13 protein-coding genes are annotated in these 16,847 nt (G+C 67.8%); 6 read left to right on the top strand and 7 right to left on the bottom strand.

Annotated features, from left to right (window positions below; genetic code table 11):
- Positions 1-91 precede the first annotated feature (91 nt).
- Entirely contained in the window at positions 92-1,438 is a 1,347-nt protein-coding gene (locus tag TEF_13925; GenBank protein ANK83488.1) for a hypothetical protein, read from the bottom strand.
- Between the two features lie 182 nt (positions 1,439-1,620).
- Here TEF_13925 and TEF_13930 point away from each other — a divergent pair, with 182 nt between their 5' ends.
- From TEF_13930 to TEF_13945, 4 genes are all read left to right on the top strand, one after another.
- Complete coding sequence (locus tag TEF_13930; protein ID ANK81771.1) at positions 1,621-2,427, top strand: hypothetical protein; 807 nt, start codon at positions 1,621-1,623, stop codon at positions 2,425-2,427.
- Positions 2,428-2,436: 9 nt separating this feature from the next.
- Positions 2,437-3,603: an alcohol dehydrogenase gene (locus TEF_13935; protein ID ANK81772.1), complete on the top strand. Its 1,167-nt coding sequence runs from the start codon at positions 2,437-2,439 to the stop codon at positions 3,601-3,603.
- Positions 3,597-4,439 carry a hypothetical protein gene (locus tag TEF_13940; protein ID ANK81773.1) on the top strand — a complete coding sequence of 281 codons (843 nt, stop codon included), beginning with the start codon at positions 3,597-3,599 and terminating at the stop codon, positions 4,437-4,439. The genes TEF_13935 and TEF_13940 overlap by 7 nt, the downstream gene beginning before the upstream one ends.
- A gap of 87 nt (positions 4,440-4,526) precedes the next feature.
- Complete coding sequence (locus TEF_13945) at positions 4,527-8,036, top strand: indolepyruvate ferredoxin oxidoreductase (GenBank protein ID ANK81774.1); 3,510 nt, start codon at positions 4,527-4,529, stop codon at positions 8,034-8,036.
- Positions 8,037-8,118: 82 nt separating this feature from the next.
- On the opposite strand, the gene TEF_13950 is transcribed toward TEF_13945, so the two are convergent.
- From TEF_13950 to TEF_13965, 4 genes are read right to left on the bottom strand one after another with little or no spacing between them, the layout of a single operon-like run.
- Complete coding sequence (locus TEF_13950; protein ANK81775.1) at positions 8,119-8,841, bottom strand: hypothetical protein; 723 nt, start codon at positions 8,839-8,841, stop codon at positions 8,119-8,121.
- A 57-nt stretch (positions 8,842-8,898) separates the two neighbouring features.
- Positions 8,899-9,441 (bottom strand): hypothetical protein, encoded by a 543-nt coding sequence (locus tag TEF_13955; GenBank protein ID ANK81776.1) that lies wholly within the window; start codon positions 9,439-9,441, stop codon positions 8,899-8,901.
- Positions 9,438-9,938 carry a hypothetical protein gene (locus tag TEF_13960; GenBank protein ANK81777.1) on the bottom strand — a complete coding sequence of 167 codons (501 nt, stop codon included), beginning with the start codon at positions 9,936-9,938 and terminating at the stop codon, positions 9,438-9,440. The genes TEF_13955 and TEF_13960 overlap by 4 nt, the downstream gene beginning before the upstream one ends.
- On the bottom strand, positions 9,935-11,098 hold the full coding sequence (locus TEF_13965) for a hypothetical protein (protein ID ANK81778.1): 1,164 nt from the start codon (positions 11,096-11,098) through the stop codon (positions 9,935-9,937). Before TEF_13965 ends, TEF_13960 begins: the two co-directional genes overlap by 4 nt.
- Positions 11,099-11,243: 145 nt before the next feature.
- Here TEF_13965 and TEF_13970 point away from each other — a divergent pair, with 145 nt between their 5' ends.
- Entirely contained in the window at positions 11,244-12,815 is a 1,572-nt protein-coding gene (locus TEF_13970; protein ID ANK81779.1) for a phosphonate monoester hydrolase, read from the top strand.
- 540 nt (positions 12,816-13,355) lie between these two features.
- Here TEF_13970 and TEF_13975 read toward each other — a convergent pair.
- The gene (locus tag TEF_13975) at positions 13,356-14,684 is read right to left on the bottom strand and encodes a dihydroorotase (protein ID ANK81780.1); all 1,329 of its coding nucleotides are present in this window, start codon (positions 14,682-14,684) and stop codon (positions 13,356-13,358) included.
- Between the two features lie 77 nt (positions 14,685-14,761).
- On the opposite strand from TEF_13975, the gene TEF_13980 reads away from it, so the two are divergent.
- Positions 14,762-15,943, top strand: coding sequence for an FAD-dependent oxidoreductase (locus TEF_13980; GenBank protein ID ANK83489.1), 1,182 nt, complete (start codon positions 14,762-14,764; stop codon positions 15,941-15,943).
- Here the strand turns inward: TEF_13980 and TEF_13985 are convergent.
- Entirely contained in the window at positions 15,936-16,847 is a 912-nt protein-coding gene (locus tag TEF_13985; protein ID ANK81781.1) for a hypothetical protein, read from the bottom strand. The two genes, TEF_13980 and TEF_13985, sit on opposite strands and share 8 nt — an antisense overlap.

Here is a 16,847-nt window from a genome sequence, read left to right on the forward strand (position 1 = left end):
GTCGGAAACAGCAGGGCCGGACGTAGCGGGGCTTTGTGACAGTCATATTACAGATTTGTGCCACAATTATTTTCGCAGTTGCAGCATGGATTTAGCCGGGGGCCAGGGGCAGTTCCACGGTGAAGGTGGAGCCCTCGTTTTCCACCGAACTGATCTTCAGTTCGCCGCGGTGGCGGTTGACGACATGCTTGACGATGGCGAGGCCGAGCCCGGTGCCGCCGGCCACCCTGCTGCGGCCCTTGTCGACACGGTAGAATCGTTCGGTCAGGCGCGGGATGTGTTCGCGCGGAATGCCGGGACCGCGGTCGCTCACGGCGACACGGGCCATGTTGCGCGTCACCGAAGCGTGAATCCGGACGGCAGTGCCGCGGTCCCCGTATTTCAGGGCGTTGTCGACCAGATTCTGGAACAGGCGGGTCAGCTCGTGCGAATCGCCCACCACGTCCAGCCGCTCCGGCAGGTCGATCTCCAGGCGCATGTCACGTTCGCCGGCGGCGAACTGGCAGACCTCGGCGACATGGCGCAGAACATCGTTGAGCTGGGTGACCCCCGTCGGCGCCTGGTGTTCGTGCATTTCGATGCGGCTGAGCGAGAGCAGATCCTCCACGATCCGCGCCATGCGCCGCGCCTGCTCCTCCAGCATCTTCAGGAATCGCTGCTGCGCCTTCGGATCGTCGCGCGCCGCGCCGTTCAGCGTCTCGACGATGCTGAGCACCGAAGCGAGCGGGGTGCGCAGTTCGTGGCTGACGTCGGCGACGAAGTCGGAGCGCATTTCGCGCATGCGCTCCGAATCAGTGAGATCGTCGATCATGGCGATGAAGGACCGGCTGGCGCCCGACAGCCCGGGCAGAGCCTCGATGCGGACCCTGAGACGGCGGGGCACCGGCTGATAGATCCGGAACTCCGCGTCCTCCGACGCCCCGCCCCGGATGACGCGGTCGACGGCGGCCAGGACGTCCGGGTTGCGCAGGGCCGCGGCGAAGTCCCGTCCCTCCGGCACCTGGCCCAGCAGATCACGCGCGGAGAGATTGAGAAACCGTAGCTGGCGGCCGGCGTCGAAGATCAGAACCGGAAGCTGCAGGCTGTCGAGCACCGCGCGCAGAGCGGCCTCCCCGGCCACGGCGCGGGCGCGCTCGCCGACCAGGTCGGCGCTCAGCCGGTCGATCTCGGCAGCCAGATTCGAGCTTCCCGAGCCGCCCTCGGTCTCCGCCTCGCCCCGGGCCTGGTCGCGGCTGAGGCGGCGGACTGCCTGGCGCATCCGCCAGAGCTGCCGCATCTGGCGCTGGATCAACGCCAGCGCCAGTGCGTTCACGCCGAGCCAGCAGAACAGCGCCGTCTCCGGCGAGACATCGGTGTTGGCCGCGAACCCGCCGAACAGCGCGGCCGTCGGCGCGGCGATCAGCAGACCCTGCCGCACCGCCCGCGCGGGAAAGGGCAGAAACGGCGGCCGCGCCGCATCCTGCTGATCTTCGGCCTTGACTGTCATGTGGCGTTCCCGGCCCCTTTCCTCTGACGATCCCTGTCGTCCTGCCGCGGACGGGACACCCCGTCCCGCCGCAAGGGGATGATTCTGATCCGCGCGTATTTCAGAATGATGCCAGATTCTCCGGGAGGAATCCGATGAAGCAACTGAAGGTGGAGCGCCGCGGCGCCGTGGCGCTGGTCCGGTTCGACAATCCGCCGCACGGCTATATGGACAATGACACGCTGGCCGACCTCGAGGTGCTGACGCCGGAACTCGACGCCGATGCAGCGGTGCGCGCCGTGGTCTACACCGGCGCCGCCGACGGCGTCTTCATCCGCCATTTCGACACCGATGTGCTGGCGGGGATGTCCCAGTCGCTCCGGGAGAAGGGGCTGGGTTTCAGTGCCGAGCGCCGCCTGCCGCCGCGCAATATCGATCGGGTCTTCGATGCCATCGCGGCGAGCCCGAAACCACACATCGCCGCGATCAACGGCACCTGCATGGGCGGCGGGCTGGAACTGGCGCTGGCCTGCGACATGCGTTTCGCAGCCGAGGGCGACTACCGCATGGGCCAGATCGAGATCGCGCTCGGCATTCTCCCCGGCGCGGGCGGCGTGGTACGGACCGCGCGCATGATCGGCGCGGCGAAAGCCATGGAGCTCTGCCTGCTGGGCGAGGCGTTCGGCCCGGCTCAGGCCCTCGGGCTCGGTCTGTTGAACGGGGTCGTGAAGGGCGACGTCGTCGCCCATGCGGTCGACGTGGCCGAACGGATCGCCGCGCACCCGCCGCTGGCCGTCGGCCATATCAAGCGCATTGCACGCGCCGCCAACGAGCCCGGCGACGCCGACGCACTCGGTCTGGAACGCACGCTTTTCCTCGATCTGCTTGTCCAGGACGAGGCTTTGAACAATCTTGAGGCCTACAATGCCGGCAAGCTGGCGCTGAAGGATCGCGGGGACTGAACGGGTAGCATGAAGCCAGGACAGCACGAATTCCTGCCCCAGGACCGCGTGGTCTGGGGCCGGCCGGCGGCCGAGGCCGTTTCCGACGAGGCCGAGAAGCGCAACGCCCGGCGGGTCTTTGTGGTCGCCAGCAAGACGCTGAACCGCCAGACCGATGTGATCGAAGGGATCAGGAAAGCGCTCGGCGACCGCTTCGCCGGCGTCTTCGACGAGATTCGCGAGCACACGCCACGCGATTGCGTCATCGAGGCCGTCAGGGCGGCCAGGGCCGCGGAACCGGACCTGCTGCTTTCTGTCGGCGGCGGCACGCCGATCGACGCGGTGAAGGTGATGCTCGTCTGCATGGCCGAAGGCGTCGACACGGTCGACGGCATGGGCGATCTGCACATGAAGGTGCTGGCGGACGGCAGCCGCCACATCCCGAAGATCGGGGCGCCCCCCTGCCCTCACGTGGCGGTGCCGACGACGCTCTCGGCGGCGGAGTTTTCCAATCTGGGCGGGTGTACAGATCCGGTGCGCCGGATCAAGGACGGCTACACCGCGCCGGGGATCAACCCGATGACCGTGATCCTGGATCCGGCGGTGACCATCCACACGCCGGACTGGCTCTGGCTCTCCACCGGTGTCCGCGGCGTCGATCATGCCGTGGAGGGCATCTGCGCGATCGAACCCTCGCCGATGGTCGACGGCTGCAGCCTGCAGGCGCTGCGCCTGTTCAACGACGCCCTGCCCGCCACCAAGCGCAATCCGTCCGACATGGGCGCCCGGCTGGCCTGCCAGCAGGCAGCATGGCTGTCCGGCTCCGGCATTCTCAGGGTCCAGTACGGGGCCAGCCACGGCATCGGCCACAGCCTGGGGGCGGTGACCGGCATGAGCCACGGCCACACCTCCTGCGTCATGCTGGCGCCGGTGCTGCGCTACAATCTCAGCCACACCGAGGCACGGCAGAAATGGATCGCCAGCGCCATGGGACGCGAGGATGGCGACGCCGCTCGCGCTGTCGCCGATCTGGTGCGCTCGCTGGATCAGCCGGGCAGCCTCAGGGCGATGGACGTCCAGCGCGAGCAGTTCGACGACATCGTCGCCGGCGCGATGCAGAACATGTGGGTGCGCACCAATCCCCGACCGATCGACAACCCGGAACAGGTCCGCGAGATACTGGAACTGGCGTGGTGAGCGGCGCGGAGGTCGATCTCTACGACCGCCACCCGATCAACGCCGAGCAGGTGCTGGCGGCAGTGGCGGCATCGGGCGGTGACCCGCAACGCCCGGGCGCGGCGGACCTGCGGCCACACGATCAGGATCACTATGGTGGCGTCGATGCGGTGCTGGCCCTGGCGACGGCGGCCGGCATCGAGGACGGACAGACGGTCGCCGACATCTGCGCCGGCATCGGCGGGCCTGCACGCCTGATCGCGGAGCGCTGGCCCGGCGTCCAGGTCCTGGCCCTGGACCTGAACGAGGGACGCTGCCGCGACGCCCGCCGGCTCAACCGGCTGGTAGGCCTGGACGGACGGGTCTGCGTGGTGCGCGCCGACGCTCAGCGCGTGCCGCTTTCGCCTTCGGGCATCGACGTGGCGATCAGTCAGGAAGCGATGCTCCACATTCCCGACAAGCTGGCCGTGATGCGTTCGATCCTGGCGGCGCTGAAACCCGGGGGCCGGTTCGCCTTCACCGACCTGGTGGCCGCCCCGGCGCTGACCGAGAGCGAGCGCGAAGCCATCGCCACCGGCGGCATGCAGATGGTCAACATCCAGAGCACCGCCCAGTACCGGAAGATGGCCGTGGCCGCGGGCTTCGAGGTCGTGCAGGTCGACGACCTGTCGGCCGACTGGGTGGGCATCCTGACGGAGCGGATGGAAATGTACCGGAGCCTGCGCCAGGCGACGCTGGATGTGCATGGCGGCGACGCGCACGACCGCTACATGGCCGGTTACGAGGTCTTTGTCGGACTGGTTCGCGCCGGACACCTCGGCGGGGCGCGGATCGTGCTGAGGCGGCCCCTCGATTAGGTCAGCAAAACTGACCTAATATTGACTTTCAGTCTGCTCCGAAGTACCTTCCAATACACCCATGCCACTGGTCCAGAGGAACTTCCGATGAGTCTTGCCGAGGTCACTCTTGACGACAAATACGAGCTGGAGGAAGGCCGCGTATTCCTGACCGGCATCCAGGCGCTGATCCGCCTGCCCATGATGCAGCGCCAGCGCGACGTCGCGGCCGGCCTGAACACGGGCTGCTTCATCTCCGGCTATCGCGGCTCCCCGCTCGGCGCCTATGACCAGCAGCTCTGGCAGGCGAAGAAATTCCTGGAAAAGAACCACATTCACTTCCAGCCCGGGGTGAACGAGGATCTGGCGGCCACGGCCGTCTGGGGCTCGCAGCAGACCAACCTCTATCCCAGCGCCAAGTATGACGGCGTCTTCTCCATCTGGTACGGCAAGGGCCCGGGCGTCGACCGCTCGCTGGACGTGCTCAAGCACATGAACTCGGCCGGCATGTCGAAGCATGGCGGCGTGCTGCTGCTGGCCGGCGACGACCATGGCGGCGTCTCGTCCACGCTGCTGCACCAGTCGGAGCATGTCTTCGCCTCGGCGATGATACCGGTGCTGCATCCGGCGAACGTGCAGGAGTATCTGGACTTCGGCCTGCTCGGCTGGGCCATGAGCCGCTTCGCCGGCGTGGCGGTCGGCTTCAAGTGCGTTTCCGAGACGGTGGAGAGCGCGGCCAGCGTCTACATCGATCCCCACCGGGTGAACGTCACCCTGCCGGACATCGAACTGCCCGAGGGCGGCCTGTCCATCCGCTGGCCCGACGACCGCTTCAAGGAGGAGGAACGCCTCCACCGCTACAAGACCTACGCCGCCATTGCGTTCGCCCGCGCCAACGGCATCGACCGCATCGTCATCGACAGCCCGAAGCCTAGGCTGGGAATCATCACCACCGGCAAGTCCTATCTGGACGTCATGCAGGCGCTGGAAGATCTCGGCATCGACGAGAAGATGGCCGCCGATATCGGCCTGCGTGTCTACAAGGTCGGCATGCCCTGGCCGCTGGAGCCGGAAGGCGCGCGTCACTTCGCCGAGGGTCTGGAAGAGGTCCTGGTGGTCGAGGAGAAACGCGCCCTGATCGAGAACCAGATCAAGGAGCAGCTCTACAACTGGCGCGAGGATGTCCGCCCGCGCGTCGTCGGCAAGTTCGACGAGAACCGCGACTGGCTGTTCCCGAGCCACGGCGAGCTGGGTCCGACCGAGATCGCCCGGGCCATCGCCCAGCGCCTGCGGCCGGTCCACACCAGCCCGCAGATCGAGGATCGCCTCGACTTCCTGGAGCGCAAGCAGCGCATGGCCGCGATGGCCACGCAGGCGAAGGACGGCGAGCAGAAGCTGGAGCGCATGCCCTACTTCTGCTCCGGCTGCCCGCACAATTCCTCGACCCGCGTCCCCGAAGGCAGCCGCGCCACCGCAGGCATCGGTTGCCATTTCATGGCCGTGTGGATGAACCGGGAAACCTCGACCTACACCCAGATGGGCGGCGAGGGCACACCCTGGATCGGCCAGGCGCCGTTCACCGAGGACAAGCACGTCTTCGCCAACCTCGGCGACGGCACCTACTTCCATTCGGGCCTGCTGGCGGTCCGCGCCTCGGCGGCGGCCGGGGTCAACATCACCTACAAGATCCTCTACAACGACGCGGTCGCCATGACCGGCGGACAGCAGCATGACGGCCAGCTCACGCCGATGGACATCGCCGCCCAGGTGAGCGCGGAGAATATCACCAAGCTGGTGGTCGTCACGGACGAACCCGACAAGTACCCGGCGGACGCCTTCCCTGCCGGCACCCCGATCCATCACCGCTCCGAGCTGGATCAGGTGCAGAAGGATCTGCGCGACACGCCGGGCTGCACGGTGCTGATCTACGACCAGACCTGCGCCGCCGAGAAGCGCCGCCGGCGCAAGCGCGGCCTCTATCCCGATCCGCCGAAGCGCGCCTTCATCAACACCGAGGTCTGCGAGGGCTGCGGCGACTGTTCGGTAAAGTCGAACTGCGTCTCCGTCGAACCCGACGAGACCGAATTCGGCCGCAAGCGCAAGATCAACCAGTCGAGCTGCAACAAGGATTTCTCCTGCGTCAACGGCTTCTGCCCCAGCTTCGTGACCGTCCATGGCGGCGGCCTGCGCAAGCCGAAGCGGGCCTCGGCGCCGACGAAGGCCTCCGGCGGGATCGACGACATCGTCGCCGATCTGCCGACGCCCGAGACCGCGTCCGTGGACGAACCGGTCGGCATTCTGGTCACCGGCATCGGCGGCACCGGCGTGCTGACCGTCGGCGCCCTGCTCGGCATGGCGGCGCATCTGGAGGGCAAGGGCTCGTCTGTGCTGGACTACACCGGCCTCGCCCAGAAGAACGGCGCGGTGATGAGCCATGTCCGCATCGCGAAACGCCCAGAGGATATCCAGGCCGTCCGCATCGCGTCGGGCGGCTCCGATCTCGTGCTGGGCTGCGACATGGTTGTCGCCGCCTCGGAAGCCGCGCTCCAGACCATGGACAATGGCGGCACACGCGCCATCGTGAACAGCCACCTGGCGCCGACAGCGGCCTTCACGCTCAACCCGGATCTGCAGTACGGCCCGAACGCCATGCAGGACGCCATCCGCCAGGCGGCCGGCGACAACCAGACCGAGTTCCTGGACGCCACGCGGATCGCCACGGCGCTGATGGGCGACAGCATCGCCACCAACCTGTTCATGCTGGGCTACGCCTACCAGCGGGGTCAGCTTCCCGTCGGCCTGGAGGCGATCATGCGCGCCATCGAGCTGAACGGCGTGGCCGTGGCCATGAACAAGGAAACCTTCAACTGGGGCCGTCTGGCCGCTCACGACATCGACCGGGTCGAGAAGGCGGCCGAGCCGACCGGCACCGTGGTGCCGTTCCACAAGCCGCTCACGGACCTGGAGGACATCGTCGCCCATCGCCGCGATCTGCTGACGAAGTACCAGGACGCGGCCTATGCCGACCGCTACGAGGCGCTGGTGCGCAGGATCGAGAAGGCTGACAAGGCCGCTGGCGGCGGCTTCACCGGCCTCGCCGAAGCGGTGGCTCGGAACTTCGCGAAGCTGATGGCCTACAAGGACGAATACGAGGTCGCCCGGCTCTACACCGACGGCACCTTCATGCGCCGCATCCGCGAGCAGTTCGAGGGCGACTACAAGCTGAAGTTCCACCTCGCGCCGCCGATCGTCAGCCGGCCCGACCCGGAGACCGGCGAGGTCGGGAAGAAGGAATTCGGCCCCTGGGTCATGCCGCTGTTCCGCGTGCTGGCGAAGATGAAGGGCCTGCGCGGCACCCGCTTCGATATCTTCGGACGCACCGAGGAGCGCCGTCACGAGCGCCAGCTCATCGCCGACTACGAAGCGCTGATGGAGGAGGTCGCTGCGAAGCTCGACGGCGCCAACTACATGACCGCGCTGGAGCTCGCCAAGCTGCCCGAGCAGATCAAGGGGTACGGCCACATCAAGGAGCGCAACCTGGCCCAGGCGAAGCGGAAGGAGGCCGAACTGCTGGCAGCGTTCCGCAACCCGGCCGACGCTTCCGAGGCCGCCGAATAGGGCAAGGCCGTCGTTTCACGACCGGCCTGGCAAAAATCCCTGTCATCGCCGCCTTGTGCGGGGATGACACTGTTCGCCCGGCCTATCCCCGGTGGACCAGAACCGGTCCAGTGAGTTCGGAGAGGCGGCGCCTCTGCCGGCCTTCGGCGTCGAAGTTGTCCGGCGCCAACCACGTCTCATAGGCTTCGCGCAGCCGGGGCCACTCCCGGTCGATGCAGGCGTACCAGGCGGTGTCGCGGTTGCGCCCCTTGACGACGTAGTGCTGGCGGAAGACACCCTCGAAGGAGAAGCCGAAGCGCTGCGCCGCGCGCCGGGAGCGTTCGTTGAGGCTGTCGCACTTCCACTCGTAGCGGCGGAAGCCGCACTCGAAGACGCGCTTCATCATCAGGTACATCGCCTCCGTCGCCGCGGCGCTCCGCTGCAGGTCCGGGGAGAAATGGATGTGACCGACCTCGACCCGTCCCATGGCGCGTTCGATGTTGAGAAAGCTGGCGAGTCCGAGCGCGCGGCGGCTCGCAGCGTCCCGGATCAGGACGAAGAGGGGATCCCTGCCCGTGCATGTCGCCTGATACCAGGCCCTGAAGGTCTCGATATCGGGAAAGGGGCCATAGGGCAGGTAGATCCAGTCCCGCGCCTCGCTGCCCGTCTGGAAGACTTCGTAGAGCTCGTCCGCCTGAGCCGGCCGGCCCGCCGGCTCCAGCGTGCAGTAGCGGCCCGTCATCGGCGCGTCACCGGGGCCCGCCGCGCCCTTCCAGCCGGGCAGCGGCTCTCCGGTCCTGTACGCCGGCACGAATTTCTCGGTCATCCCCAGCTCCCCGTTCGGACTTCGCGGGAGGATTCTAGCCGGTGTTCAACCGGTCTGTCAGGAAGACTCGTCGCGCCGCTGCGCCATCGCGGGCTCGCACTGCGTCCGCGCGCGATGCAGCGGGCGGTAGAACATGAACGGACGCCGCCCGAAATCGTCGTCGCCGGAGCGGAAGAAGATGCTGCGGGTATCAAAGCGGGCCTCGCAGGAGCAGGTCAGATCCGCAGCTGGCGCCGTTTCCATCACAACGAAACCGGTCATGGTCGTCTCGACGCGCCCGCGCCGCGACAGGAAGGCGGGATCGATCCGGCCCGCGCGCGTGCCGTGGCCGACACGTTCGCCCTGCCCGTCGAAGATGCGGCAGTCGAGATGCACGCCGTTCACGCGCTGGTCGAAGCTCTGCCAGTCGAGCTTCACCTCGAGCGGAATGGTCCTGACCCCGTCGGCCGGTTCGGCGGCGCTAGCCGCCCCGCCGGCAAGGGCGATCACGGCGGCGATGGCGGTCACTGCTGTGCGGCGCATGCCACGCCTCCCGTTGTCCGTTGCGTTGCCGTTCAGGTGGTGACGGCAGGACGGCCGGACAACGACGGCGATCTTCACATCTGGTCGACGGCGGCGTCATTGCGGTGCGAATCGAGCCAGCGGCGCAGACGGAACAACGGCTTCTGCAACGCCGCCAGTTCATCGGTCGGCCAGTCGGCGAAGATCCGCGCGGCGTCGGGGGCCAGACGCCTGAGGGCCGCATCGTGGGCCGCGCGTCCCTCGGCCGTCAGAAAGAGCCGCTTGCGGCGCGCATCTTCAGGATCGGCCTCGGCCCGGAGATAGCCCTTCGCCAGCAGCTTCTGCACGGACTTGGTCATGCCGGGCTGCTGCACCTGGAAGGCGCGCGCAAGGTCGGTGACAGTGCGGTCGTCGCCCAACCGGACGAGATGGTTGAGAATGCTGAACAACGGCAGCGGCAGATCCTCGCCCAGGATCTGCCGCGCCCGTTCGGAAGCGAGCTGGTTGCAGATGCCGATGCTGGTCAGCAGTTCCCACTGCAGCCGCTCGCGTTCGCTCAGCCCCTCATGGACGAATGTGTTGGCGGATTCGCTCATGCCCCGACTATAGCAGCGACCGGCCGGCGCGGCGTCGGTCCCGGCGCCGCCGCATGACCCAGCCGGACCAGCATCTGGACATGCGCCGGCGGTTCGACCGCAAGCGTATCCAGCAGCCGCGCCTGCAGGTCCGCCATTTCCGGGTATTCCTGCAGGAGCTGGCTCATGGGGTGCAGCGCGACGCCGGACGCGGTCGCCTGCAGATTGAGGCGCACATAGTCCATGCCGGCGCGGATCTGGCTCAGGCGGCTGTTGTCGGGGCTCACCACCCAGGCGAAACCCATCGCCGTCTGCGCCTGGTCGCGGGCCATGTCGAGACCGATCTGGAACGACTCCGTGCCAGGCGTGGCGATGGCCTCCCGGCTGACGAACCCCAGCCGCGTGCCCCACCAGATCATCGGACCGGCGAGTTCGATGCCGTCCGGGTTGCGGGCGATCTCCTCCGGTCCCAGCCGCATCAGGTCGATGCTTTCCCTGAACGTGCGGGGCGTCTCGATCTCGCGGCGGAGCCCGGCTTCCATGAGGTCGCGCAGCACCGGCCGCAGCGCCGGATCGTTGCTGCCCATCACCCGCGCGCCATGCAGGCCCGGACCGGTCAGCGCCGCCAGTTCGCCGTCCGTCACCGGATGGGCGGTATCATAGGTTTCCTTGTTGCTTCGGCGCACGGCGACCGCCGCGAACAGCGGATCGCGGACGACGCCCGGGTCGCGGACGAGTCGAATGCGGGCCACCGGCCGGCCGTCCAGACGCTCCGGCGCGAAGGGCCCCTCCGGCAGCAGTTCGATCTCGGCGCGGTGCCCGCTCTCGGCGGCGGCCATGCGATAGATTTCCAGAAATGTCCCGTGGCCGATCAGGATCTGGCGGCCCGGCGGATCGGTTTCCGGCAGCAGGCGATCAAGGTCGACATGCAGCGTCAGCGCGTCATCGCCTTCCAGGCGCAGCAGCCAGGGCTGCATGTTGTGCGGGTTCGGCGCCAGCAGGGCGTGGGCGGCCGCGCGAATACGGGGATCGTCGATCCCCTGCCCCGGCGCCCGCCATGGAGCGACCGCGCTGTCCGGCATCGCGCCCCGGGTCATCGCCCAGTAGCCGCCGCCCGCCGTCAGCGCGGCAACCGCACCGCCCGCACCCATGATCCTGATGAACTTCCGCCGCGAAACCATCGCCGTTCTCCATAAAAATATTCTGTGGAATATATATATACATTCTCTGGAATATATCAAACGGAATTGCAGCGGCCCGCGGCGATTGGAGCCGGCGCGCCACGCCACTAGGATGGCGGCGGACAGTGCATCGGGAACGGAAGTCTTGGGCGAACCACGCAACATCCTCTTCGTGATGGCGGACCAGCTCCGCTTCGATTTTCTGGGCTGCACGGGCCATCCCTGGATGCGGACGCCGACCATCGACGCACTGGCCGCCCGGGGCGTGCGCTTCGCCAACACCTACGTGCAGGGCGCGGTCTGCGGACCGTCGCGCATGTCCTTCTACACGGGCCGCTACGTCCTCAGTCACGGCGCCAGCTACAACAATTATCCGCTCCGGCCCGACGAATGGACCCTGGGCGACTATCTGAACCCGCTGGGACTGCGGACGGCGCTGGCCGGCAAGACGCACATGAAGGCGGACGAGACCGGTATCCGCCGCCTCGGTCTCGATCCTGCCCAGGGACCTGGACGGTTCCTGGCCGAGTGCGGCTTCGAACCCTGGGACCGCGACGACGGGCTGCAGAAACTGGCGCCGTTCGTCCCCGACACGCAGTACGAATCCTGGCTTCGCGCCCGCGGCTATGAGGGCGTGAACCTGTGGCACGAGGCGGCCAATTCGGTGCGCCGCGACGACGGCGGCGATCCGTCGGGCTGGTTGATGCGTAACGCCCGCTTCCCAACGGTAGCCGCAGAGGAGGACAGCGAAACCGCCTACATGACGCGCCGCGCCATGGACTTCATCGATGACGCCGGGGAGCGGCCCTGGTGCCTGCACCTCTCCTACATCAAGCCGCACTGGCCCTATGTCGCGCCGGATCCCTATCACAGGAAATACGGGCGCGAGCATGTCCTGCCCGGCAATCGGAGCCAGGGCGAAGGCGAGACGCATCCCGTGGTGGCCGCCTTCCGCGATCATCCGGAATCCATCGAGTTCCGCCGCGACGAATGCCGCGACACCGTGATCCCGGCCTATATGGGCCTAATCGAGCAGATCGACGACCACCTGGCGCGGCTGATCGATTTCCTGGATGACCGGGGACGTCTGGAGGACACGGTCATCATCGTCACCAGCGATCATGGCGACTATCTTGGCGACCACGGCCTGGGCGAGAAGGAGCTCTATTTCGAGGAGGCGCTCCGCATCCCGCTGATCGTGGTCGATCCCTCCCCGGCTGCGGAGGCCAGCCGCGGCCGCGTGGTCGAGGCCATGGCGGAAGCCATCGACCTGATTCCGACGCTGGTTGAGCTGATCGGTGGGGCGCCAGCCTGGCACCGCCTGGAAGGCCGCTCCCTCCTCCCCTTCATCCGCGGCGATGGCGCTGCCGGCTGGCGCGACGCCGTCTTCGCCGGGCATGACTATTCACTGCGTCACGCCCGGCCGGCGCTGGGTCTGGAACCGCGCGAGGCGAAGTCATGGATGGTGCGGACCGAACGCTGGAAATACGTGCGCCATCCCCGCTTCCGGCCGGAGCTCTACGATCTGGAAAACGACCCCGCCGAGCAGATCGATCTGGGCGGCGATCCCGGCCATGAGGACGTTCGCAGTGATATGCAGCATCGGCTGCTGGACTGGATGCAGGCGCGTCTCAACCGCGTCGGCATCACCGACGAAGCCATCCGCCAAAGCACCGGCAAGGCGTGGGAACGAGGCTATCTGTTCGGCAAGTGGTAGACAAAACAAAGCCCGCCGTCCGGCTGAAAGAGAGGGGGGACTTTCAGGACCGGACGACGGGCCAGTATTTGGTGGAAACGACGGGTTCCAGGTCGGTCCCGGTGGATCGGGTCGCAGGAGGGGTGATTGTCCACCGGTTCCTGGTGTGAAACCCTTTGATGTCGTTTCCTGGCAGTTTCCTTGGACGGTCCGGGCAGGTGGAGGGGGGCACCTGACTATGATCGGAACGTCCGCGGAACGCTGCCTTGAACCCGATATGTGTCTTGCCTCGCGGTCCGCCAAGGGCCGAATTAAGGCATTTTGGGGGCACACGGATCGGTGATTGTCCGCGAGGCGGCGCGATCATGGAACACGGCGCCGCAGGCCGACGCATAACCCGCGTTCGATCAAGGAATTAGAGCAATCCTCCGGCAGATTGACTCCATTGATGTCCTCGGGCTTGGCCCGAGGTCCCGTGTCGCGGCGCGATGGGGTGCACAGGCCCTCGGATCGAGTCCGAGGGCGACAATCTTTGACGGTTCAATCAGATGCCGGGACGACCTACAGCGTCTCCTGGAAGCGGACAGGCCGGCCGATATCCCGGCTCGTCAATTCGCCGTCGCGCATCGCGACCTGTCCCCGCACGATCGTCATGACGGGCCAACCGGTCACGCGCATGCCGTCGAATGGCGTCCAGCCGGAGCGGTTGGCCATGTCGGCGTCACGGATCGTTTCCTTCCGCTTGAGATCGACCAGGGTCAGGTCGCCGTCATAGCCGCGGGCCATGCGGCCCTTGCCGGCAATACCGAAGACGCGGTTCGGCCCGGCGCTCGTCAGGTCGACGAAGCGCGCCAGGCTAAGCCGGCCCCTGGCCACGTGGTTCAGCAGAATGGGGACGAGGGTCTGGACGCCTGGCATGCCGGCCGGGCTCAGCGGATAGGGGCGCGCCTTCTCCTCCAGCGTGTGGGGCGCGTGGTCGGAGCCGATGACGTCCACCACGCCCTGGTTCAGCGCCCACCACAGACCCGCCCGGTGCGCCGCCGAACGGATCGGCGGGTTCATCTGCGCCCGCGTGCCGAGACGGGCATAGGCCGTCTCCGCCTTCAGCGTCAGGTGCTGCGGCGTCGCCTCGACCGTGGCGATGTCCTTGTTGGCCGCCAGGAAACCCATCTCGTCTGCGGTCGTCACGTGGAGCACGTGCACACGCCGTCCGGCGATCCGGGCGAGGCGGATCAGGCGCCGCGTGGCCTTGAGTGCGCTCTGCGCGTCGCGCCAGACGGGATGGCTCGACGGGTCGTCATGGGTGCGGAAGTGCTGGCGGGCGTTCATCCGCGGCTCGTCCTCGGCGTGCACAGCGACGCGCCTGCGCCCCACCCTGAGCGCGCGCAGCAGGTTCATGTCGTCAGGAACCAGGAGGTTGCCCGTCGATGCCCCCATGAAGATCTTCACGCCGCAGACGCCGGGCAGGCGCTCCAGTTCGGCGAGGTCGTCGACATTCTCCACCGCCGCGCCGACATAGAAGGCGTGATCGACCGCCGCCCGGCCCTTCGCGCGCTCCAGCTTGTCGCGGATGGCGTCGGCGGTCGTCGTCGAAGGCGTCGTGTTGGGCATCTCGAAGATCGCCGTGACGCCCCCCAGCGCCGCGCCGTCCATCCCGGCCTGCAGGTCTTCCTTGTGCTCCAGCCCCGGCTCGCGGAAATGCACCTGGCTGTCGATCACCCCGGGCAGCACGTGCAGGCCCGAGGCGTCGATGCGTTCGCCCGCATCGGCCTTGCCGAGGTCGCCGATTTCCCGGATCACGCCGCCGGTAATGCCGATATCGGCCGCGCCCTCACCTTCGTGATTGACCAGCGTGCCGCCCGAAACGATCAGATCGAATGTCCTAGTCATGGCACGGGTTCTACCCTCTCGCGCGCCCCGCGTCACCCGGCTTGCGGGTCCGCAGACCGCGTTCCATGCTGGCCGCCATGAAGCGGACGGACATCGTGATCGTCGGCGGCGGCGTCATCGGCTCGGCCATCGCCTGGTGGCTCAAGGCGGCGCGCGGCTGCGACGCCCGCGTGACGGTCATCGAAGCGGACCCGACCTACGCGCAGGGCGCCACCGGACGTTCGCTCGGCTCGATCCGCCAGCAGTTTTCCACGCCCGAGAACATCCTGATATCGCGCTTCGGCATCGACTTCATCCGGCAGGCCGGCGAGCGGCTGGGCGTCGATGGCGAGGACCGGCCCGACGTGCAGTTCCGCGAGGGGCACTATCTGTTCATCGCCACAGAGGCGGGCGCGGAAACCCTGGCCGCGAATGTCCGCGTCCAGCGGGCGACGGGCGCCGCGGTCGCAATGCTGACGCCCGCGGAACTGGCGGACCGGCTGCCGTGGATCAGCACCGAGGGGGTCGCGGCGGCGGCGCTGGGGGAGCGCGACGAAGGCTGGCTGGACGCCTACGCCCTGCTGCGGGCGTTCCGCGCCGGCGCGATTCACGCGGGCGTGGAATATGTGACGGACCGGGCCGACGGTCTGATGCGGGACGGCGGCCGGTTGACGGGCGTGGCTTTGAGCGACGGCGGCGAACTTGGCGCCGGTATCGTGGTCAACGCCGCCGGGCCCTGGGCGGGCGGGCTGGCCGCGACGGCAGGAATCGATCTCCCGGTGTGGCCCCGCCGGCGCACGGTGTTCACCGTGACCACGCCGGATCCGCCCGTCGATCCGGTCCTGCTGATCGATCCGTCGGGAGTCTATCTGAGGCCCGAGGGCGCACAGTTCCTCACCGGCTCCTCGCCCCTGCCCGGCCAGCCGGATCCGGACGGCGGCGAACTGGAGCCGGACTACAGCGCGTTCGACGATCTCATCTGGCCGTCGCTCGCCCACCGCGCGCCCTGCTTCGAGCGGCTGCGCATGACCGGCGCCTGGGCCGGTTTCTACGACTTCAACAGCTTCGACCAGAACGCGATCCTGGGACCGCATCCCGAAATCGGGAATCTCTACTTCGCCAACGGGTTTTCGGGGCACGGCCTGCAGCAGGCGCCGGCGGTCGGCCGCGCGCTGGCCGAATGGATCCTGGACGGGCGCAGCCACTCGCTCGAACTCGGCCGCTTCCGATACGACCGGATTCCGGAAGGACACCCGATCGTCGAACGCGGCGTCATCTGACCGGACCGTCCCCGGCCTCCCGCGCCGCCTCCGCCCGCATCCACGCCAGAAAGGCGGCCAGGTTGGGACGCGCCGCATCCTGTTCGCGATAGACCAGGTAATAGCCGCTGGCATATTCCCGCCCTGCATCGTGGAGCGCGGTCAGCCGCCCCGCCTCGACATCGCGGCGCACCAGCGACTCCACCGTCAGGGCGACGCCCTGCCCGCTCAGCGCCGCCTCGACGACCAGCGTGCTCATCCCGAAGACAAGGCCATGGCGGACATCGATGTCCCAGCCGTTCTCCAGCACCCATTGCTCCCACTCGGAATAGTCGGCGTCGTGGAGCAGGGTGAGATTGGCGAGATGCGCGGGCGTGAGGCCCTTCGTGCCCGCCGGCAGCAGATCGGGATGGCAGATCGCGACCATGCGGCCGGCCATGAAGCGCTCGGAGATGACGCCCGGCCAGCCGCCGCCGCCATAACGGATCGCGACATCGACGGGGTCGCGGTCGAAGTCGACAAGCTGGCGGCTGGGTGAGATGCGAAGCTCCACTTCCGGCGCAGCCATCTGGAAGCGGCCGAGGCGCGGCACCAGCCAGCGCGAGGCGAAGGATGTGGTCGTGTTCACCTCCAGCGGCCGCGTCATGGACTGGCGCCGGGCCTCACGGGAGGCCTGCTCCATCACCTCGAAGGACCGGCTGAGTTGTTCGGCGTAGCGGGTCCCTTCCGGCGTGAGCATGATCCCCTTGCCCTGGCGCGTGAACAGCCGCACGCCAAGCCATCGCTCCAGCGCGCGCACCTGCTGGCTCACCGCGGCGTGGGTCACGTTCAGTTCCTCGGCGGCGCGGCTCATGTTCAGGTTGCGCGCCGCCGCCTCGAAGGCCTTGACCGAGGTCAGCGAAGGCAGGTCCCAACGGGTCGGCAT

The sequence above is a fragment of the Rhizobiales bacterium NRL2 genome, from assembly GCA_001664005.1.
Lineage (GTDB): Bacteria > Pseudomonadota > Alphaproteobacteria > Minwuiales > Minwuiaceae > Minwuia.